Consider the following 20,194-nt stretch of genomic DNA (forward strand, 5'->3'; position numbering starts at 1 on the left):
GGCGAGCGCGGCAACGTCGAGCGGCCGGGAGAGGACGATCGCACCCGGCCGCTCGACGTTGCCGCGCTCGCCCGCACTGCCGACGTTGGCCAGCACGACGGCGAAGTAGGGCAGGACCACGGCGCCGATGGCGAAGAACAGCAGCCACCAGCCGTGGGCGAAGAGCAGGCAGATGACGCAGAGCATCCTGATGCCCATGGCGATCGAGTACTTGATCGCGCGGGAGCGCCGCTCGGCGCTCGGCGACGGCGGTAGGGAGGTGAGTGTCTCGCGTGGTTTCACAGCCCTGCAAGCCTACGTCGCGGCGGGCGGGTGCAGGCCGGGAGGGCCTCATCCCGGAATCTGTTGCGCGACGCGCCTCTAGGATGTACGGGTCGCCCGGCGCCGCACGAGCGCCGGCAGGAGGGACACCATGACCACGCCGCGCACCGTCCTCGTCACCGGGGGCAACCGGGGGATCGGCTTCGCCATCGCCCAGGAGTTCGTGGCCGCCGGTCACCGGGTCGCCGTGACCGCGCGCTCGGGCTCCGGTCCGGAGGGCTCCCTCACCGTCGTCGCGGACGTGACCGACGCCGCCTCCATCGACGCCGCGTTCACGCAGGTCGAGGCCGAGCTGGGCCCGGTCGAGATCCTGGTGGCGAACGCGGGCATCACCCGCGACACCCTGCTGCTGCGCATGACGGAGGAGGACTTCACGTCCGTCGTCGACACGAACCTCACCGGGGCGTTCCGCGTCGTCAAGCGCGCATCGAAGGGGATGCTCAAGCAGCGCTTCGGCCGCGTCGTCCTCATCTCCAGCGTGGTCGGCCTCTACGGGTCGCCGGGCCAGATCAACTACTCCTCGTCGAAGGCCGCCCTCGTGGGCTTCGCCCGCTCGCTGACCCGCGAGCTCGGCGCCCGCAACATCACCGCCAATGTCGTCGCTCCCGGCTTCATCGAGACCGACATGACCGCGGAGCTCTCGCCGGAGCAGCAGGCGGAGTACCGGAAGAGCATCCCGCTCGCCCGCTACGGCACCGCTGCCGAGGTCGCGAAGGTCACGCGCTGGCTGGCCGGCGACGAGGCGGCGTACATCTCGGGTGCCGTGATCCCGGTCGACGGCGGCCTCGGGATGGGCCACTGACCGATAAGCCCTGGGCTTATATCCGACGGATATAAGCTCTAGGCTTATGCGATGACCTCCTCCGATGTCGTCGCCGTGCTCCTGGACCTGGTGACCTCCCGCTCCCTCGTCGACCGCGCGGGTGCTCAGCGCGAGATCGAGCGGGGCTTCGCCGAGGTGGAGGCCGCGGTCCCGGCGATCCAGCCCCTGCACCCGACGGTCGGCGACGAGTTCCAGGCGATCTACCCCTCCGTCCACGCCGCGCTCCGGGCGACGCTGCAGGCGCGCCTCTCGCTCCCGGCCGGCGTCGACTGCCGCGCGGGCATCGGCCTGGGCGAGGTGCGGGTGGTCGGGTCGGGGATCGCCGGGGACCTCGAGGACGGGTCCGGCTGGTGGCGCGCGCGCGAGGCCATCGATCGCGCCCATGCGCTCGAGGACGGTGCCGTGCCCACGGCCCGCGGATGGTTCGTCGCCGGGGACGCCGACGGGGACTCCGGCGAGGCGGCCGTCAACGCCTACCTCCTCTCCCGCGACGCGCTGGTCGGAGCGCTCAGCGCGCGCGATCGCCGGCTCGTGCTGGGGAGCCTGCGCGGAGCGTCGCAGAAGGAGCTGGGCGAGCAGGAGTCGATCTCGCAGCCCGCCGTCTCGCAGGCGCTGCGGCGCGCGGGAGCGGGCGCCCTCCTCGCCGGCGCGCGCCTGCTGGAGGAGACGTGCTGACGGCGCTGCTGCTCGCCGTGATCGGCCTCGGCGACCTCGCGCGCACGCACCTCCGCCGCCGTGCGGCCCTCCTCGCGGTCCCCGTGCTCGCCGCCGCAGCCGTGACCGCAGCGCTCCTCGTCGGAGCCCCGCCGCTCGGTGCGGCGATCGTCGTCGTCCTGGCCGGAGCCTGGCTGCTGACGACCACGACCGTCGAGAACGCGCGGCCGCCCGGGGGTCTGCGTCCGGCCGTCGCCCTCGTCGCGGCGGTCCTGGTGCTGACCGCTGTCGACCGCGCCGCCGGCGTCCCGACGGGGCCGCTCGCGCCGACCACCGTCGCGAGCACGCTCCCTCCGATCGAGCAGCTCGCTCTGGCGGTCGGAGCCGGGCTCTTCCTGCTGGAGAGCGGCAACGTGATCGTGCGGGCGGCGCTGTTCCGCGAGCTCCCGCAGGCCGAGCCCGCGCCGCGTCCGCGCTGGAGCGAGCGGTTCGCGCGTCGGGAGCCGGCCGACGCCCGCCTGCCGGACCTCCAGGGCGGGCGCACGATCGGACCGCTGGAGCGGCTGCTGATCGCCGGTCTCACGCTCGCCGGAGCGATCGGCCTCGCCGGTGCCGTGCTCGCGGCCAAGGGGATCGTGCGCTTCCCCGAGATCTCCCGCGACGGCGGCAGCGGCGAGAAGGCGGAGTACTTCCTGGTGGGCTCGCTCGTCAGCTGGGCGCTGGCGCTCGGCTGCGCCGGACTCGTCGCGATCGCGGGCCGCTGACCTTCCTGAGGCCGGGGGAGGCGGGCCTCAGCCGCGGAGGCCGAGGACAGGCAGCAGCTGCGACAGGTCGAGGCCGCCGACGACGAGGTCGGCGCGCTCGCGCACCAGGGGCTTGGCGTTGAAGGCGACCGCGAGGGAGGCGACCGCCATCATCTCCAGGTCGTTCGCACCGTCGCCGACGGCGATCGTGCGCTGCGGCGGGACGCCCGAGACCGCCGCCCACTCGCGGAGCGCCTCCGCCTTGGCCGCGGCGTCGATGACCGCCCCGTCGACCGCTCCGGTCAGCAGGCCGTCCCCGCAGCAGAGGCGGTTGGCCCGGACGAAGTCGAGGCCGAGCGCACCGGCGACCGGGTCGAGGACCTCGTGGAACCCTCCGGACACCACACCGATGCGGCCGCCGGCGGCGTGGACGCCGGCCACGAGCTCGGCGGCGCCGGGCGTGACGCGGACGCCCGAGCTCACACCGGGGAGCACCGACTCCGGGACCCCGGCGAGAGTGGCGACCCGCTCGCGGAGGCTCTCGCCGAAGTCGAGCTCGCCGCGCATCGCCCGCTCCGTGACGGCGGCGACGCGCTCCTCGGAGCCGGCGTGCACCGCGAGGAGCTCGATCACCTCGTCCTGGAGGAGGGTGGAGTCCGCGTCGAGGACGACGAGGAAGCGGGCAGGCGTCGCAGGACGCTCACTCATGGGCCGGTCCGATCGGTCGGGTGGGCGCGCCGGGGCGCAGAGCTCGACCCGCGGGGGTGCTACGGGTGGACGACGACGCCCTTGCCGACGACGGTGATGCCCGACTCGGTGACGGTGAACCCGCGCTCGCGATCGCGGTCGTGGTCCACGCCGACTCGAGCACCGGGCTCGACGACGACGTCCTTGTCGAGGATAGCGCGGACGACCAGCGCGTCCGGGCCGATGCGGACCTTGTCGAAGACCACCGAGTCGGTGACCGTCGCGTTCGACTCGATGACCGTCCAGGGCCCGACGACGCTGCGCTCGATGTGCGCGCCCGAGATCACGGTGCCGAGCGAGACGACCGAGTCGACCGTCGATCCCATGTTGCCCTTGCCGTCGCGGACGATCTTGGCCGGAGGGGAGTTCAGCTGCGACGAGAAGATCGGCCACTGCTGGTTGTAGAGGTTGAAGACCGGCAGCGCCGAGATGAGGTCCTGGTGGGCCTCGAAGAAGGAGTCGATGGTGCCGACGTCCCGCCAGTAGTAGCGGTCGCGGTCGGTCGAGCCGGGGACGTCGTTGAGCTTGAGGTCGTAGACGCCCGCCTCGCCGCGCGCGACGAAGTCGGGGATGATGTCGCCGCCCATGTCGTGGTCAGACGTGGAGGACTCGCCGTCGCGGATGACCGCGTCGATCAGGGCGTCCGCGTCGAAGACGTAGTTGCCCATGGAGGCGAGGACCTCGTGCGGGGAGTCGGCCAGGCCGACGGCGTCCTTGGGCTTCTCGAGGAACTCGGAGATCATCGTCGGGACGATGCCGTCGCCCGCCTCGTCACCGGCGAGCTGGATGACGCCGAACTGGTCCGCGAGCTCGATCGGCTGGCGGATGGCCGCGACGGTCGCCTTCGCACCGGACGTGATGTGCGCGTCGATCATCTGCGAGAAGTCCATGCGGTAGACGTGGTCGGCGCCGACCACGACGACGATGTCGGGCTTCTCGTCGCGGATCAGGTTGAGGCTCTGCAGGATCGCGTCGGCCGAGCCGCTGAACCAGCGCTTGCCCAGGCGCTGCTGCGCGGGGACCGAGGCGACGTAGGAGTTCAGGAGCCCGGAGAGGCGCCAGGTCTGCGAGACGTGGCGGTCGAGCGAGTGCGACTTGTACTGCGTCAGCACGACGATCTGGGTGAGACCGGAGTTGATCAGGTTGGACAGCGCGAAGTCGATCAGCCGGTACTGCCCGCCGAACGGCACCGCGGGCTTGGCCCGGTCCGCCGTGAGGGGCATGAGGCGCTTTCCCTCGCCGCCGGCGAGGACGATGCCGAAGATCTTCTTTGACTGCATGGCACCACAGTAGGGGCTCGGGCTTCCCCGTGGACCCCGGCTGTCGCCGGGGGAGCGCCCTGTACTACGGTTCGGGGGTGCGAGTCGATCTGCTGACCAAGGAATACCCGCCCGAGGTGTACGGGGGAGCCGGTGTCCACGTGGCCGAGCTCACCAAGGCGCTGCGCAGCGACCTGGAGGTCGTGGTGCGCTGCTTCGGCGCGCCGCGCGAGGAGGAGGGCACGTTCGCGTACTCCGTCCCCGCGGAGCTCGCCGAGGCGAACGGCGCGCTGCAGACCCTCGGGGTCGACCTGCAGATCGCGCAGGACGCGGCGGGGGCCGACCTGGTCCACTCCCACACCTGGTACGCCAACGCCGCGGGGCGTCTCGCCCAGCTCCTGCACGGCATCCCGCACGTGGTCTCGGCGCACAGCCTCGAGCCGCTGCGTCCGTGGAAGGCCGAGCAGCTCGGCGGCGGCTACCGCGTCTCGAGCTGGATCGAGCGGGAGGCGTACGAGAACGCCGACGCCGTGATCGCGGTGTCCGGCGGCATGCGCGAGGACATCCTCCGCTCCTACCCGGCCCTGGACCCGGCGAAGGTCCACGTGGTCTACAACGGCATCGACCTCGACGCCTGGCACCCGGTCGAGGACGAGGCCGTCCTCGCCGAGCTGGGCATCGACCCCTCGCGCCCCTCCGTGGTCTTCGTCGGCCGCATCACCCGGCAGAAGGGCCTGCCCTACCTGCTCCGCGCTGCAGCGACCCTGCCTCCCGAGGTGCAGCTCGTGCTCTGCGCGGGCGCCCCCGACACCCCCGAGATCATGGCCGAGGTCACCTCCCTCGTCCGCAGCCTCCAGGAGGAGCGCACCGGCGTCGTCTGGATCGACCGGCATCTGCCGCGCCACCAGCTCTCCGCGGTCCTGACGAACGCGACCACGTTCGTCTGCCCCTCGATCTACGAGCCCCTCGGCATCGTCAACCTCGAGGCGATGGCCTGCGGTGCGGCGGTCGTCGGGACGGCGACCGGCGGCATCCCGGAGGTCGTCGACGACGGCGTGACCGGCCGTCTCGTCCCGATCGAGCAGGTCACCGACGGCACCGGCACCCCCGTGGACCCGGAGCGCTACGTCGCCGACCTGGCCGCCGTCCTCGCCGAGGTCGTCGCCGACCCGGAGACGGCGAAGCGGATGGGCGCCGCGGGCCGCGAGCGCGCGCAGAGCCACTTCAGCTGGACGCAGATCGCGCGGGACACCCGGGCGATCTACGACTCGCTCGTCTGAGCCTCCCGGCCGCCTCCTTTAGAATGGCTCCCATGCCCAGCGTTGTCTCGTTCGTCGATGTGTCCTTCGTCCGGAACGGCAAGCGGATCCTCGACCACGTGTCGTGGGACGTGGCCGAGGACGAGCGCTGGGTGATCCTCGGCCCCAACGGGGCGGGCAAGACCTCGATCCTGCAGATCGCCGCCGCGCAGAACTACCCCTCGACCGGTGCCGCGCACCTGCTCGAGGAGACCCTCGGCCGGGTCGACGTGTTCGAGCTGCGCCCGCGCATCGGCTACGCCTCGACCGCGATGGCGCGCCGCCTCCCGGTCGGCGAGAGCGTGCTCGACGTCGTGATGACCGCCGCCTACGCCGTCACCGGCCGCTGGAACGAGGGCTACGACGCGATCGACGAGCGCCGCGCCCGCCGCGTGCTGTCCGAGTGGGAGCTCGAGCACCTCGCCGAGCGCACCTTCGGGACGCTCTCGGACGGCGAGCAGAAGCGCGTCCAGATCGCCCGTGCGATCATGACCGACCCCGAGCTGCTCCTGCTCGACGAGCCGGCCGCGAGCCTCGACCTCGGCGCCCGCGAGGAGCTCGTCCAGCTGCTGGGCGGCTTCGCGAAGGACCCGGCGTCGCCCGCGATCGTGATGGTGACCCACCACGTCGAGGAGATCCCCGACGGCTTCACCCACGCCCTGCTCCTCCGCGACGGAGCGGTGGTGGCGGCGGGCCCGCTGGCCGAGTCCCTGACCGAGGCGATGCTCGCCGAGACCTTCGGGCTCGACATCGCTCTCACCCGCGAGAACGGGCGCTTCTCGGCCCGCGCCCGCGGCTGACCCCGCTCCGGGATCCGGGCGCGGTGCGACTTCTGCGCGCGCTGCCGGTCTGGTATTCTCGGTAGCTGGTTCGGGCCCGTTCGCGGTGCGCCCGCCCTCATCCACCCGTTCCCGTCGACGACAGGTGCGGTTCAGGACCATCGACGACAGGACACGACCATGAAGACCGACATCCACCCCGAGTACTCCGCGATCGTCTTCCGCGACCTCGCGTCCGGTGAGACCTTCCTCACCCGCTCGACCGCGAAGAGCAGCAAGACGATCGAGCTCGACGGCGTGACCTACCCCGTCATCGACGTCGAGATCTCCTCCGCCTCGCACCCGTTCTACACGGGCAAGCAGCGCATCATGGACTCGGCCGGCCGCGTCGAGAAGTTCAACAGCCGCTATAAGAACTTCGGCAAGTAGCACTCCTCGAAGGGCCCTCGACCTCACGGTCGGGGGCCCTTCGTCGTTCCCGCGGGGCGGTCCTCAGTAGCGGTAGAAGCCCTCTCCGGTGGCCGTTCCGAGGCGGCCGCGATCGAGGTACGCCGTCTTCAGGTGGGCGGCGAAGGCCTGGGAGGCCTCGTCCGGGGCCGCGGCGGCGATGTTGTAGGCGGTCCGCAGACCGACGACGTCGAAGATCTGGAAGGGTCCGAGCGGGGCGCCGGTGCCGATCCTCCAGGTCTTGTCGATGGTCTCGTAGTCGGCGTAGCCGCCCATGAGCAGCCCCGACGCGGCGTTGAGGAGCGGCACCAGCAGCGAGTTCAGGACGTAGCCGGCCTTCTCCTTCTGCAGCCTGATGGGCTCGAGGCCGCTGGAGACGGCGAACTCCACGACGGCGTCGACCACGGCGGGGTCCGTGTCCGCCGTTCCCATGATCTCGGCCGTGTTCTGCGCCCAGACGTGGTTGGCGTAGTGCAGCGCGAGGAACCGGTCGGGCCGGCCCGTCGAGGCCTTCAGGTCGCTGGGGAGCAGCGTGGACGAGTTGGTCGCGAAGACCGTGCGCTCGGGAGCGAGCACACCCAGGCGGCCGTACAGCTCCTGCTTCAGGCCCAGGTCCTCGGGGACGGCCTCGATCACGAGGTCGGCGTCCGCGACGGCCTCCGCGAGGTCGGAGGTGAGGCGGAGCGAGTCGAGCGCCTCCTGCGGTCCGCCGGCGACGCCGCCGGGCACCGACTCGTAGACGCCCGCGAGACCGCGGAGCCGCTCGCGCGCCGACTCGAGGACGTCGTCGGAGAGGTCGTAGACGGTGACGGCGAAGCCGTGGAAGGACGACTGGAAGGCGATCTGGGAGCCGAGCACTCCGCTGCCGAGGACGGTGACCGTGCGGATCGTGGGCATGACTTCTCCTTGCGAGAGGGGGGAGGGGGAACACGTGCTCACCCGATCCCACAGCGCCGCGGTCCGCGGAGCGAGGGCTTGCGCCGACGGGCGGGCCGTGGCCGTCGGGGAGCCGACGCGGTAGCGTCCCGGCATGGTGTCCTTCGCCGACAAGCCGATCCTGCCGTTCACGACTCCTGAAGAGTGGGACGCCTACCTCCGCGGCGAGCCCGACCCGGACGGAGTCCGGCTGAAGCTGCGGAAGAAGGCCGCCGTCGATCCGGGGATCACCTACGCCGAGGCGCTCGACATCGCGCTCTGCCACGGCTGGATCGACGGTCAGGCGGGAGCCTTCGACGAGCAGTTCAAGCTCCAGGCCTTCACCCCGCGGCGTCGCGCTAGCCCGTGGTCCAAGGTCAACCGCGATCACGTCGCACGGCTGCTGGCGGAGGTCCGGATGCTGCCGGGCGGGCTGGCCGAGGTCGAGCGGGCACGCGCCGACGGGCGCTGGGACGCGGCCTACCGGCAGCGCGATGCGGAGGTGCCGGACGACTTCCAGCGGGCGCTCGACGCGGATCCGCAGGCCCTGGCCTTCTTCGCGACCGTCGGCGGGCAGAAGCGCTTCGCGTTCCTCTTCCGCCTCTCGCAGCTGAAGCGGGCGGCGACGCGGGAGCGGCGGATCGCGGAGTACGTGGCGCTCCTGCGCGAGGGGCGCACGCTGACTTGAGGGGTCAGTGGCGGACCGGCCAGCCCCCGTCGGCGACGAAGGACTCGTCGCGGACGCGGCGCATGTACTCCTGGAAGGACTCGGCCTGGGTGCGGCACCAGTCGACCTGGAGCGCGTGCAGGGCCTCCGCGCCGACTCCGAGCTCGTTGGCGAAGGCGCGGCCCAGCGCCTGGGCGACCCGACCCGCCGCGATCGCGTCCGCGCCCGCGTCGTGCGCCTCGGTGAGGGCGACGCCGTAGTGCTCGGCGGCGAGGGTCAGGGTGCGCTTGCCCTTGCGGTAGCGGTCCACCGCCTTGTCGATCACGAGCGGATCGACGACGGGGCTCGGGTCGAGCAGCACGGGCACGCCCCAGCGGCGCGCCTCGTGGGCGAGGAGCGAGAGGTCGTAGGGGGCGTTGTAGACGACGACCGGGATGCCGCGGGCGAGGAGCGAGCGCAGCGCCTCGGAGATCTCGGCCACGACCTCGCCGGCGGGGCGGCCGTGCGCGCGGGCGTGCTCGGTGCTGATCCCGTGGACGGCGGAGGCGCCGGCCGGGATCTCGACCCCGGGATCGGCGAGCCAGGTCGTGCCCTCGATCGGCTCGCCCGCCGCGTCGATCACGCCGACGTGCGCGGTGACGATGCGGCTCGTGCGGACGTCGATGCCGGTGGTCTCGAGGTCGAACACGGCCAGCAGATCGAACCACCGCGCCCCCTCGGAGGGGACGAGCTCCTGCTCGGCGTCGTCGAACAGCATCGGCTCGGTCTGCGTCTCGGTCGTTCCGGTGGTGCTCACGCCGACAGCCTAAAGGGGGCCTCCGACATCGGCCGGAGGCCCCTCGGCGTGCTGCCGGGTCAGCGGGCCTCGTGCGCCTTGGCGACGTGGAGCCAGAAGAAGCCCTGCGTGCCGAGCGTCATCGTCAGCGTGCCGTCGTCCGAGAATCCGGGGAAGCGGCCGCCGCCGAACAGGTCGCTCAGCGTCGATCCGGGATTCTCCGGGTCGGTGATCGTGACCGAGACCGGGTTGTGGTTGAAGCTGAAGACGCAGAGCACCTCCTCGGGCTGGTCGCCCATCTCGGAGCCCGAGCCGGCGTAGTCCCGCACGAAGGCGAGCACCGACTCGTGGTCCGTCTCGAGGACGCGCATCGACCCGAGGCCGAACGCCGGGTGGCCGCGGCGCACGTGCAGGACGTTCCGCATCCAGTGCAGCAGGGAGCGGGACTGCGCCAGCTGCGCCTCCACGTTGACCTGGTTGTAGTGGTAGACGAGCGACTGGACGATCGGCTGCACGAGCTTGCCGGGGTCGGCGGCCGAGAAGCCGGCGTTGCGGTCGGGCGTCCACTGCATCGGCGTGCGCGACGCGTCGCGGTCGTTGAGCCAGATGTTGTCGCCCATGCCGATCTCGTCGCCGTAGTACAGGAACGGGCTGCCGGCGAGGGAGAAGAGCAGGGCGTTGATCAGCTCGAGCTCGGCACGCGAGTTGTCCAGCAGCGGCGCGAGCCTGCGGCGGATGCCGATGTTCGAGCGCATCCGCGGGTCGTAGGCGTACCAGCCGTACATGGCCTGGCGGTACTCCTCGGACACCATCTCGAGCGTGAGCTCGTCGTGGTTGCGGAGGAACACGCCCCAGGCGGCGCCGCTGGGGATGTCGAACGTCTCGGAGAGCACCTTCTTCAGCTCGTTCGCCGTCTGCGCGCGGAGGGAGTAGAAGATGCGCGGCATGACCGGGAAGTCGAACGCCATGTGGCACTCGGGCTCCTCCTCCGTGCCGAAGAACGCGGCGACCTCTCGCGGCCACTGGTTCGCCTCGGCGATCAGGATGCGGCCGGGGTAGTCGCGGTCGACCATGGTGCGGAGGTTCTTGATGAACTCGTGGGTGGGCGGCTCGCCCTCTCCGTTGCCCTCGTCGGACTCGTAGAGGTAGGGGATCGCGTCGAGCCGGATGCCGTCGACGCCGAGGTCGAGCCAGAACTTGACCACGTCGTGGATCGCCTCGTGCACGGCGGGGTTCTCGAAGTTGAGGTCCGGCTGGTGCGAGAAGAAGCGGTGGAAGTAGAACTGGCGGCGCTCGGCGTCGAAGGCCCAGTTCGAGTCCTCGGTGTCGACGAAGATGATGCGGATGTCCGGCCACTTGTCGTCGGTGTCGTTCCAGACGTAGAAGTCGCCGTAGGGGCCCTCGGGGTCGGACCGGGACTGCTGGAACCACTCGTGCTGGTCGCTGGTGTGGTTGAGCGGGAAGTCCATCACGATGCGCATGTTGCGCTCGTGGGCCTTCCGCACGAGGTCGCGGAAGTCCTCCATCGTGCCGAACTCGGGGAGGATCGCCTTGAAGTCGGAGACGTCGTAGCCGCCGTCGCGCAGAGGCGACATGTAGAACGGCGGGAGCCAGAGGGCGTCGATCCCGAGCCACTGCAGGTAGTCGAGCTTGGAGGCGAGCCCGTTGATGTCGCCGGCGCCGTCGCCGTTGGAGTCGTAGTACGACCGGATCATCACCTCGTAGAACACCGCCCGGCGGTACCACTGGGGGTCGAGGGCGAGTCCGGGGAGTTGGATCGGCGACGTGAAGCTCACGGTGCTCCTTCTGCTGCTGCCTGAGCGGATGACCGTCTCGCGAGACGGGTGGGCGGTGCGCCGTGTTGCGAGCGCGTGATCATGCTCCCGGCTCGGATCGAGGCCACGCAAGGCGTTGCGGCCAGATCTTCGACGGGGTTTCCCTACGATAAGGAACGCGATGACCACTCCCTCCCCCTACGCCTCCGATCTCGGCCGTGTCCCCGTCCGCGAGGCCGCGGTGGACGTCGCCGGATCCCGCACCGCCTACTGGACCTACGGCGCTCCGGACGCCTCGACCGTCCTCGTGCTGGTGCACGGGTTCCGCGGCGAGCACCACGGCCTCGAGCCCGTCGTCGCCCGTCTGCTCGCCGGGGGAGCGGACGTGCGGGTCGTCGCTCCCGACCTGCCCGGCTTCGGCGCCTCGACCCCGATGACGCGCCTGCCGCACGACGTGGACGGCTACGCCTCCTGGCTCGGCTCCTTCCTCGACGCGCTGGGGCTCCGCGGCGAGGCGGCCGTCCTCGGCCACTCCTTCGGCTCGATCGTCGCGGCCGCGGCCGTCGCGGACGGGCTGCCCGCTCCGCTCCTGGTGCTGGTCAACCCGATCGGCGCGCCCGCCCTGCAGGGTCCGCGCGGCGTCCTGACCAGGCTCGCCGTCCTCTACTACCGGCTCGGCGCGCTCCTGCCGGGGCCCCTCGGACGCCGCCTGCTCAGCGACCCGCTGATCGTGCGGGTGATGAGCCTGGCGATGGTGAAGACGAAGGAGCCGGCGCTGCGACGCTTCGTGCACGACCAGCACGACCGCTACTTCAGCGCCTTCGCCTCCCGCGACACGGTCCTCGAGGCGTTCCGCGCCTCCGTCTCGCACGACGTCGGCGAGTACGCCTCCCGGATCGGCGTGCCGACGCAGCTGATCGCCGCGGCGCAGGACGACATCACTCCGCTCCCGGCGCAGTACCGCCTGCTCGAGAGGCTGCCGCACGCCCGCCTGCACGTCATCGACGGAGTCGGCCACCTGATCCACTACGAGACGCCGGACGAGGCCGCCGCCGTGCTGCGGACGGCCCTCGAGGAGGGGATCGACCGATGAGGATCGTCGTCGACTGCCGGTACACCCGGCTCGAGCGGCACGACGGGATCAGCCGCTACACCGCGGAGCTCGTCCGCGAGCTCGCGAAGCTGCACGACGTGACCATGCTGATCAGCGACCGCCGCCAGCTCGCGATGCTCCCGTCGCTCCCGTGGGAGCGCGTGACCGGGCCGACCAGCCCGTTCGAGCCGTTCGTCGCGCTGCTGGTGAACCGGCTGCGGCCCGACGTGGTCTTCTCGCCGATGCAGACCATGGGCTCGCTCGGCCGCCGCTACCGGCTCGTCCTGACCGTGCACGACCTCATCTACTACCGCCACCGCACTCCGCCGCGCGACCTGGCCGCTCCCGTGCGCGCGCTCTGGCGGCTCTACCACCTCGCCTGGTGGCCGCAGCGGAGGCTCCTCCAGCGCGCCGACGCGGTCGTCACCGTCTCGGAGACGACCCGCGACCTGATCCGCTCCCACCGCCTCACGACCCGGCCGGTGGTCGTCGTCCCGAACGCGGCGACCGAGCCCGACGAGGCGAGCGCCGCTCTGGCGGGATCGCTGCCCGACCGGTCGGCCGCGCGCTCGCTCGTCTACATGGGCTCGTTCATGCCCTACAAGAACGTCGAGACGCTCGCGCGCGCGATGCGGCTGCTGCCCGACTACGAGCTGCACCTGATGAGCCGGGCGAGCGACGAGACCGTCGAGACGCTCCGGGCCCTGGCGCCGACCGCGAAGCTGGTGTTCCACCAGGGGGCGCCGGACGCGGAGTACCGTGCGGTGCTCGCGCGGGCGACCGCTCTCGTGACGGCGAGCAGGGACGAGGGCTTCGGGATCCCGCTGGTCGAGGCGATGGCGCTCGGGACGCCGGTCGTGGTGAGCGACATCCCGATCTTCCGCGAGATCGCCCAGGACGCCGCCGTGTACGTCGACCCGTCGAGCGCGAAGGGCATCGCGGACGGTGTGCGGTCGCTCGAGGACGGCGCCGTGTGGCGGACGCACTCGGCCCGGGCGACGGAGCGGGCCGCGGCCTTCTCCTGGCGCGACTCCGCCCGGGTGCTCTTCGGGCTCCTGCAGGATCTCGGCCGGCGCTGACGCGGGGCCGGCGATCGGACCGCCGCCGGGAGGCGGGGCCGTCAGGCTCCCGGGGCCGGGCTGAGCACGTCGTCGAGGTCGACGTCCGCCACGACCACGTCGCCGGAGTCGTCGACGCCGACGATGCGCAGAGCCCCGTCGACGATCGCGAAGTCGTGCCGGGAGCCGTTGCCGACCGAGACGCCGTGCGCGGGGAGGTCCTCGCTGCTGAGCGCGCGGATCAGGCTGCCGATGACCGCACCGTGCGTGGCGACGACGACGGACGCGTCGGGGAAGCGCTCGGCCACCTCGAGCAGCGCGGCGGTCGCCCGCTCGACGACCTCGGCGCGGGTCTCGCAGCCGGGGATCGGCGCGCGCTCGATGCCTCCGGGGAAGCGCTCGGCGAGCTCGGGACCGGTCATCCCCTCCGCCTCGCCGTAGGCGCGCTCGGCCAGGCCCGGCGCCGCCAGCGGCTCGTCGAGTCCGAGACCGCGCGCGATGATCGCTCCGGTGTCGAAGGCGCGCTGCAGCGGACTGGCGACCACCGCGTCGAAGCGCCGGTCGGCGAGCAGCCGCGCCGCCGCCCGCGCCTGGGCGCGCCCGGTCGCATTGAGCGGGATGTCGCTCCTGCCCTGGATGCGCCGGGCGGCGTTCCAGTCGGTCTGGCCGTGGCGGACGAGGGTGAGCTGGGTCACAGGGGCCTCTCGGGAGGTCGGGTGCGGAGCGGGCGGGAGCTCAGAGGGCGGCGGTGCGGCGCGCGGGCAGGCGCTCGGCGAGCTCGCGGAGCACCTCGCTGGTGCCGCCGTCGATCTTGATGCTCGCGCGCGAGTCGCCCTTGGTGGTGCCGCGGTTGACGATCACGATCGGCATCCGGGCGCGACGGGCGATCTCGAGGAAGCGGATGCCGGAGTTGACCACGAGCGACGAGCCGGCCACGAGCAGCGCGTCGGCGCCCGCGACGATGGCGCGCGCCTCCTCGAACCGCTCGGTCGGGATGAACTCGCCGAAGAAGACGATGTCCGGCTTCAGGATCCCGCCGCAGACCGTGCACTCGGGGACGGTCATCGCCGAGACGTCGTGGACCTCGGCGTCGCCGTCGGGGTTGAGGGAGGAGACGTCGGGGTCGTCGAGCCAGGGGTTGAGCGCCTCGATCCGCTCGGCCACCGCGTCGCGGGCGAAGTACTGGCCGCAGGTCATGCAGCGCACACGGTCCGCCGAGCCGTGCAGATCCACGACGCGGCGCGAGCCGGCCCGGACGTGCAGGCCGTCGACGTTCTGGGTGACGACGCCCGTGAGCAGGCCGCGCTCCTCGAGCCGGGCCAGGGCCCGGTGGCCGTCGTTGGGGAGCGTGCTGGTGAAGCGGCGCCAGCCGAGCTGGCTGCCGGCCCAATACCGGCGGCGGTAGTCGGGATCGGCGACGAACTGGGAGTAGGTCATCGGGCTGCGCACCGGTGCCCCGGCTCCGCGGTAGTCGGGGATGCCCGAGTCGGTGCTCATGCCCGCGCCGGTGACGGCGGCGATGCGGCGCCCGCTGAGGAGTTCGACGGCCTGCTCGACCGCGAGCGCCTCGGGGCCCTCGGCGACCGGTGTCGGACTCGACTCCATCCGCGCCTCCTTCGAGGGCCGTTCGAGCGGCCCCTGGACGAGTTTAGTCCGCGCCGTGCCCTAGATTGCCGGGATGCCGATCGTGCTCATCACCGACCTCGACCACCCGCTCCTCGCCGACTACCACCGCCTCACCGACGTGGCGCTGCGGCGGGTGCTGGAGCCGGAGGGCGGTCTGTACATCGCCGAGTCGGCCAAGGTGATCGAGCGGGCGCTCGACGCCGGGCACCGTCCCCGCTCGGTCCTGGTGCAGGAGAAGCGGCTGCCGGACGCGGCCGGGGTGCTCGAGCGTCATCCCGAGGTGCCGGTCTTCGTGGCACCGGATCCGCTGATCGAGGAGCTGACCGGGTTCCACCTCCACCGCGGAGCGCTCGCCTCGATGCACCGTCCGCCGCTGCGGCCGATGGCCGAGCTGCTGGAGGGCGCGCGCCTTGTCGTGATCCTGGAGGACCTGGTCGACCACACCAACGTCGGCGCCGTCTTCCGCGCCGCGGCCGGCATGGGCGCGGACGCGGTGCTCGTGACGCCGCGGTGCGCGGACCCCCTGTACCGGCGCAGCGTCCGGGTGAGCATGGGCACGGTCCTGCAGGTGCCGTGGACGCGCACCCCCGAGTGGGCACCGGCTCGCCGCGCTCTGGAGGAGGCCGGCTTCTCGGTCGCCGCGCTGGCGCTCGCTCCGGACGCGGTGCCGCTCGACGAGTACGCGGCGGCTCGCCCCGAGCGCGTCGCGATCGTCCTGGGCGCCGAGGGGGACGGGCTCAGCCGCGCGGCGCTGGACGCCTCGGACACCGTCGTCACCATCCCGATGCTGCACGGCGTCGACTCGCTCAACGTGGCCTCGGCGAGCGCCGTCGCACTGTGGGCGCTGACCCGCGGGCGCTGACCGCCCGGCTCCGGCGCTCGGCGGCCCCGCGGTGACCTGCTGCTGACGCTCCCGACGCTGGATCGGGGTCGGTGCCGCGCGTCACCCGCCGCGTCCGACGACGGGGCGGCGTCCGGGACGGGTGAGAGGCCCGCCCGTACGATGACGGGGTGACCTCCCCGACCCGATCCGACGACGCCCTCGACCTGTTCGGGGAGCCCGCCGCGCCGGAGCCGCGACCGCGTCGACGGCGCGGGGCGGTCGTCGCCGGTCTCGTCGCCGCGACCGTGCTGGTCGGTGGAGGCGGTGCCTACGCGACCAACGCGGCGACCGCGGAGCTGCCGACGGCGAGCGCCGTCGCGGTGGACCCCGTCTCGAGCACCGTCGACGCGCCCGCTCTGGCCTGGCCTGCCTACGGCTCCGGCGCCGTGGCGGCCGTGGGCATCGACGGGACGGAGGAGGACGGGCTGCTCGCCCGCTACGGCTCCACCGGAACCGTGCCGACGGGGAGCATCGCCAAGGTCGTCACCGCTCTCGTCGTCCTCGCGGCGAAGCCGATCGCGGCGGGGACGGACGGGGAGACCATCACCTTCACGAGCGCGGACGTGCAGTACTACAACGACACCCTGGCCGAGAACGGCTCGAACGCTCCGGTCACCGCGGGTCTGCAGCTGACCGAGCGGGAGGCGCTGACCGCCATGATGCTCCCGTCCGCGAACAACTACGCGAAGTCGCTCGCGATCTGGGCGTACGGCTCGGAGGACGCCTTCCTCGCCGCGGCGCGCGGCTGGCTCGACGGGCAGGGGCTCGAGCGGACCTCCCTCGCCGACACCAGCGGGCTCTCGCCGGCGACGGTCAGCACGACGGCCGAGATGGTGCGCCTGGGCGAGCTGCTGATCGCGGACCCGGTGCTCGCTCCGATCGTCGCGATGCCGACCGCGGTCATCCCGGGGGTCGGCGAGGTCGACAACACCAACTCGCTCCTCGGCCGCTCGGGAGTGGACGGGATCAAGACGGGGACGACCGACGAGGCGGGCTCGTGCCTGCTGTTCTCGCTCGACTCGACCGTCGAGGGCCGGCCGGTCACCCTGGTCGGCGTGGTGGTGGGCGCGCGCACGCACCCGCAGCTCGCCGCGGACGTGCTGACCCTCGTCCCGACCGTCGAGGCGGGCTTCCGGACCGTCCCGCTGACCGTCGAGGGGCAGGAGTACGGCACCCTCACGAGCGCCTGGGGGGAGACGGCGACGGCCGAGACCGCGGAGGCGCGGTCCGTGCTGGTGTGGGGCGCGGTCTCGACGACGACCACGGTCGCCCTCGATCCGCTCGAGACCGTCGCCGACGGCGAGCGCGTGGGGACCGCGACCGTCGACGTCAACGGCACCCCGTACGAGCTTCCCCTCGTCGCCGACGGGTCGATCGAGGACCCGGGCTTCGCCTGGCGCCTCGGCCACCCGGCCGAGCTGTTCGGCTGAGCGCGGGGCGAGCCGCCGCCTCCCGGGAGCGGATCAGGCCAGGGGATCCGCGGCCCTATCGCCGATGATCCGCACGCCCGCGGTCGCGATGTCCTCGGCGACCTCCTCCGGCGTCGCGTTGCCCGGCACGACCGAGCCCGGCTCCGAGGCCGCGGGATCGATGCTCCAGCGCTCGGCGGAGGGCCGCTTGGCGGTGATGAAGTCGCCGGAGGACTGGTGGCGGACTCGGCGCAGCACCCACGGCACGAGGTACTCCCGCGCCCACTGGATGTCCTCCGTGCGGGCGGCACGCCACGTGCGGGCGTGCAGCGGCTCCGGGGCGAGGGGGCGCAGGTCGTTCTCGACGTTCAGCGACTCGAGGACCATGCGCGCGACCTCGTGGTGGCCGTGCGGGTTGAGGTGCAGGCGGTCCGGCGCCCACATCCGCACGTCCTGGATCTCCTGGAGGGACCACTGGTCGGCGACGATGCAGTCGTACCGCTTGGCCAGCGCCCGCAGGTTCTCGTTGTAGATCGCGACCTTCCCGCGGATCCGCCCGAACACGGGGGAGAAGCCCACGTCCACTCCGGTGAAGAGGACGACGGTCGCCCCGTCGGAGCGGAGCCGGGCGAGGCCCGACTCGAAGCGGGACGCGATGTCGTCGGGGTCCGTCCCCGGGCGGATGACGTCGTTCCCGCCCGCGGAGATGGTGATGAGGTCGGGGCGCAGCTCCAGGGCGGGCTCGACCTGCTCGTCGACGATCTGCTGCAGGAGGCGGCCGCGCACCGCCAGGTTGGCGTAGGCGAAGTCCTCGTTCTGGCTGCCCAGGACCTCCGCCACGCGGTCCGCCCAGCCGCGGTGCCCGCCGGGGCTGCCGGGCTCGGGATCGCCGATCCCCTCGGTGAAGGAGTCGCCCAGGGCGACGTAGCGGGACCACGGATGACGCTGCTCGACCATCCCTCCATCATGCTCCGCACCAGGCCGCCGGTGGCACGGCGCGACACGCCGTGCGCCTCCCGGCGGGCCGCGGAGACCGAGCCGCTGTCGGAGGCGTCGGCTAGATTCGGTCCACGTGAACAGTCCCTCGAGCTTCGGTCATCAGGTCGGCACCTCCGCCGCTGAGCACCTGTCCCCGTCGTTCCCGGGCAGGGCGCCGTGGGGTACCGCGAACAAGCTCCGCGCCTGGCAGGCGGAGGCGCTCGAGGCCTACTTCCAGCACGAGCCGCGCGACTTCCTGGCCGCCGCGACCCCGGGCGCGGGCAAGACCACCTTCGCGCTGCGGCTGGCCGCCGAGCTGCTGCACAACCGCACGGTCGACCGGATCACCGTGGTCGCGCCGACGGAGCACCTCAAGCGCCAGTGGGCCGAGGCCGCGCACCGCGTCGGCATCCGCCTGGACCCGACCTTCACCAACCGCATGGGCCGCCACGCCCGCCACTACCACGGCGTCGCCGTCACCTACGCGCAGGTCGCGGTCCGCGCCGAGCTCCACCGCGAGCTCACCCTGTCCGGGCGCACCCTCGTCATCCTCGACGAGGTGCACCACGCCGGCGACGCGCTCAGCTGGGGCGACGCGGTGCGCGAGGCCTTCGAGCCCGCCGTCCGCCGGCTCTCGCTGACCGGGACGCCGTTCCGCTCGGACACGGCAGCGATCCCGTTCGTCAGCTACCTGCCGGACGAGGAGGGCATCCGCACCTCGCTCACCGACTACGCCTACGGCTACGGCCGCGCGCTCGCGGACGGCGTCGTCCGGCCGGTGCTGTTCATGGTCTACGCCGGGCAGATGCGCTGGAAGTCGAAGGCCGGCGACGAGATGGAGGCGCGGCTCGGCGAGGGCAACACCAAGGACATCACCTCGCAGGCCTGGCGGACCGCGCTGGACCCGAAGGGCGACTGGATCCCCTCTGTCCTCCGCGCCGCGAACACCCGCCTCACCGAGGTGCGGCGCGCCGTGCCCGACGCCGGCGGCCTGGTCATCGCGACCGACCACTACACCGCGCGCGCCTACGCCGCGATGCTCCGCGACATCAGCGGCGAGACCGTCACCGTCGTGCTCTCCGACGAGAAGGAGGCGAGCGACCGGATCGAGGAGTTCGCGAAGGACACCAGTCGCTGGATGGTCGCGGTCCGCATGGTCTCCGAGGGCGTCGACGTGCCGAGGCTCGCCGTCGGCGTCTACGCGACATCGGCGTCGACTCCTCTGTTCTTCGCCCAGGCGATCGGCCGCTTCGTGCGCGCGCGGCGCCGCGGCGAGACCGCCTCGGTGTTCCTCCCGAACGTGCCCGGCCTGCTCGCGCTGGCGGGCTCGATGGAGCTGCAGCGCGATCACGCCCTCGACCGCAGGACCTCCGACGACGAGGAGTACCCCGAGGCCGACCTGATGGCCGACGCCGAGCGCAGCGACAAGGCGTCCTCCGATCTCCTGGAGGAGGGCCGCTTCGAGTCGATCGGCTCGGCCGCCACCTTCGACCGCGTCGTCTACGAGGGCGCCGAGTTCGGGATGGAGGTCGAGGTCGAGAGCGAGGAGGAGCTCGACTTCATCGGCCTGCCGGGGCTCCTCGAGCCCGACCAGGTGCGGGAGCTGCTCCAGCACCGGCAGCAGCGGCAGGCCAAGCGCGCCGGCAGCCGCGCGGGCGCGGCGGCCCCGGCCGAGCCGGCGAGCGAGATCCCGGCACCGCTCTACCGCACGCTCAAGGAGCAGCGCAGCCTGCTCAACTCCCTGGTCGGCCTGTGGGCACGGGGGACGGGCGAGTCGCACGGCCAGGTGCACACCGAGCTGCGCCGGCTCTGCGGCGGACCCGCGGTGGCGCAGGCGAGCGTGACCCAGCTGCAGGCGCGGATCGATCTCCTGCGGCGCAGGCTCGGCTCGCACTGATCGCGGTGCGGCGCCCCGGTACGTGGCGCCGCGCTCTCGACGACGGA

21 protein-coding genes are annotated in these 20,194 nt (G+C 72.5%); 12 read left to right on the forward strand and 9 right to left on the reverse strand.

The annotated features are described in order from the left end of the window. On the reverse strand, nucleotides 1-282 hold a 282-nt coding region (locus C5C33_RS06110), incomplete at its 3' end, for a DUF3099 domain-containing protein (RefSeq protein ID WP_104260711.1). 130 nt (nucleotides 283-412) lie between these two features. Here C5C33_RS06110 and C5C33_RS06115 point away from each other — a divergent pair. From C5C33_RS06115 to C5C33_RS06125, 3 genes are read left to right on the forward strand one after another with little or no spacing between them, the layout of a single operon-like run. Next, entirely contained in the window at nucleotides 413-1,123 is a 711-nt protein-coding gene (locus C5C33_RS06115) for a beta-ketoacyl-ACP reductase (RefSeq protein ID WP_104225284.1), read from the forward strand. 51 nt (nucleotides 1,124-1,174) lie between these two features. Next, a complete protein-coding gene (locus C5C33_RS06120; RefSeq protein ID WP_104221954.1) occupies nucleotides 1,175-1,819 on the forward strand; it encodes a SatD family protein in 645 nt (214 codons plus the stop codon). Continuing rightward, nucleotides 1,813-2,562, forward strand: a complete 750-nt coding sequence (locus tag C5C33_RS06125) for a hypothetical protein (protein WP_104260681.1) — start codon at nucleotides 1,813-1,815, stop codon at nucleotides 2,560-2,562. Before C5C33_RS06120 ends, C5C33_RS06125 begins: the two co-directional genes overlap by 7 nt. Before the next feature lie 27 nt (nucleotides 2,563-2,589). On the opposite strand, the gene serB is transcribed toward C5C33_RS06125, so the two are convergent. Together serB and C5C33_RS06135 are read right to left on the reverse strand one after the other, a co-directional pair. Next, entirely contained in the window at nucleotides 2,590-3,249 is a 660-nt protein-coding gene (serB, locus tag C5C33_RS06130; protein WP_104246808.1) for a phosphoserine phosphatase SerB, read from the reverse strand. Nucleotides 3,250-3,308: 59 nt separating this feature from the next. Then, nucleotides 3,309-4,568 (reverse strand): glucose-1-phosphate adenylyltransferase, encoded by a 1,260-nt coding sequence (locus C5C33_RS06135; RefSeq protein WP_104221960.1) that lies wholly within the window; start codon nucleotides 4,566-4,568, stop codon nucleotides 3,309-3,311. A gap of 77 nt (nucleotides 4,569-4,645) precedes the next feature. On the opposite strand from C5C33_RS06135, the gene glgA reads away from it, so the two are divergent. The 3 genes from glgA to C5C33_RS06150 all read left to right on the forward strand — a co-directional run bounded on the left by glgA (nucleotide 4,646) and on the right by C5C33_RS06150 (nucleotide 7,053). Beyond that, entirely contained in the window at nucleotides 4,646-5,827 is a 1,182-nt protein-coding gene (gene glgA / locus C5C33_RS06140; RefSeq protein WP_104221962.1) for a glycogen synthase, read from the forward strand. Between the two features lie 32 nt (nucleotides 5,828-5,859). Then, the gene (locus tag C5C33_RS06145) at nucleotides 5,860-6,645 is read left to right on the forward strand and encodes an ABC transporter ATP-binding protein (RefSeq protein ID WP_104260682.1); all 786 of its coding nucleotides are present in this window, start codon (nucleotides 5,860-5,862) and stop codon (nucleotides 6,643-6,645) included. A gap of 159 nt (nucleotides 6,646-6,804) precedes the next feature. Next, nucleotides 6,805-7,053, forward strand: a complete 249-nt coding sequence (locus C5C33_RS06150) for a type B 50S ribosomal protein L31 (RefSeq protein WP_068253003.1) — start codon at nucleotides 6,805-6,807, stop codon at nucleotides 7,051-7,053. Nucleotides 7,054-7,116: 63 nt separating this feature from the next. Here C5C33_RS06150 and C5C33_RS06155 read toward each other — a convergent pair whose 3' ends face one another. Beyond that, entirely contained in the window at nucleotides 7,117-7,968 is an 852-nt protein-coding gene (locus C5C33_RS06155) for a 3-hydroxyacyl-CoA dehydrogenase (RefSeq protein WP_104260683.1), read from the reverse strand. 133 nt (nucleotides 7,969-8,101) lie between these two features. Here C5C33_RS06155 and C5C33_RS06160 point away from each other — a divergent pair, with 133 nt between their 5' ends. Further along, on the forward strand, nucleotides 8,102-8,674 hold the full coding sequence (locus C5C33_RS06160; protein ID WP_104260684.1) for a YdeI family protein: 573 nt from the start codon (nucleotides 8,102-8,104) through the stop codon (nucleotides 8,672-8,674). A 4-nt stretch (nucleotides 8,675-8,678) separates the two neighbouring features. Here C5C33_RS06160 and C5C33_RS06165 read toward each other — a convergent pair whose 3' ends face one another. Both C5C33_RS06165 and treS read right to left on the reverse strand, forming a co-directional pair. Then, nucleotides 8,679-9,410: a 3'-5' exonuclease gene (locus C5C33_RS06165; RefSeq protein WP_104260712.1), complete on the reverse strand. Its 732-nt coding sequence runs from the start codon at nucleotides 9,408-9,410 to the stop codon at nucleotides 8,679-8,681. 98 nt (nucleotides 9,411-9,508) lie between these two features. Continuing rightward, complete coding sequence (gene treS / locus C5C33_RS06170) at nucleotides 9,509-11,224, reverse strand: maltose alpha-D-glucosyltransferase (protein WP_104221970.1); 1,716 nt, start codon at nucleotides 11,222-11,224, stop codon at nucleotides 9,509-9,511. A 160-nt stretch (nucleotides 11,225-11,384) separates the two neighbouring features. On the opposite strand from treS, the gene C5C33_RS06175 reads away from it, so the two are divergent. Both C5C33_RS06175 and C5C33_RS06180 read left to right on the forward strand, forming a co-directional pair. Beyond that, entirely contained in the window at nucleotides 11,385-12,296 is a 912-nt protein-coding gene (locus C5C33_RS06175) for an alpha/beta fold hydrolase (RefSeq protein ID WP_104250357.1), read from the forward strand. Then, a complete protein-coding gene (locus C5C33_RS06180) occupies nucleotides 12,293-13,375 on the forward strand; it encodes a glycosyltransferase family 1 protein (RefSeq protein ID WP_104260685.1) in 1,083 nt (360 codons plus the stop codon). Before C5C33_RS06175 ends, C5C33_RS06180 begins: the two co-directional genes overlap by 4 nt. Nucleotides 13,376-13,416: 41 nt before the next feature. On the opposite strand, the gene C5C33_RS06185 is transcribed toward C5C33_RS06180, so the two are convergent. Beyond that, nucleotides 13,417-14,049, reverse strand: coding sequence for a histidine phosphatase family protein (locus C5C33_RS06185; protein ID WP_104260686.1), 633 nt, complete (start codon nucleotides 14,047-14,049; stop codon nucleotides 13,417-13,419). A gap of 40 nt (nucleotides 14,050-14,089) precedes the next feature. After that, nucleotides 14,090-14,959, reverse strand: a complete 870-nt coding sequence (locus C5C33_RS06190) for a Sir2 family NAD-dependent protein deacetylase (RefSeq protein WP_104250355.1) — start codon at nucleotides 14,957-14,959, stop codon at nucleotides 14,090-14,092. A gap of 73 nt (nucleotides 14,960-15,032) precedes the next feature. Here C5C33_RS06190 and C5C33_RS06195 point away from each other — a divergent pair, with 73 nt between their 5' ends. Further along, nucleotides 15,033-15,842, forward strand: coding sequence for an RNA methyltransferase (locus C5C33_RS06195; RefSeq protein WP_104260687.1), 810 nt, complete (start codon nucleotides 15,033-15,035; stop codon nucleotides 15,840-15,842). 149 nt (nucleotides 15,843-15,991) lie between these two features. After that, nucleotides 15,992-17,293, forward strand: a complete 1,302-nt coding sequence (locus C5C33_RS06200) for a D-alanyl-D-alanine carboxypeptidase family protein (protein ID WP_104260688.1) — start codon at nucleotides 15,992-15,994, stop codon at nucleotides 17,291-17,293. Between the two features lie 33 nt (nucleotides 17,294-17,326). On the opposite strand, the gene C5C33_RS06205 is transcribed toward C5C33_RS06200, so the two are convergent. Then, nucleotides 17,327-18,229, reverse strand: a complete 903-nt coding sequence (locus tag C5C33_RS06205; RefSeq protein WP_104246814.1) for an SGNH/GDSL hydrolase family protein — start codon at nucleotides 18,227-18,229, stop codon at nucleotides 17,327-17,329. 115 nt (nucleotides 18,230-18,344) lie between these two features. On the opposite strand from C5C33_RS06205, the gene C5C33_RS06210 reads away from it, so the two are divergent. Next, nucleotides 18,345-20,147, forward strand: coding sequence for a DEAD/DEAH box helicase (locus C5C33_RS06210; protein ID WP_104260689.1), 1,803 nt, complete (start codon nucleotides 18,345-18,347; stop codon nucleotides 20,145-20,147). Nucleotides 20,148-20,194 lie beyond the last annotated feature (47 nt).

It is taken from the genome of Rathayibacter sp. AY1H3 (assembly GCF_002932015.1).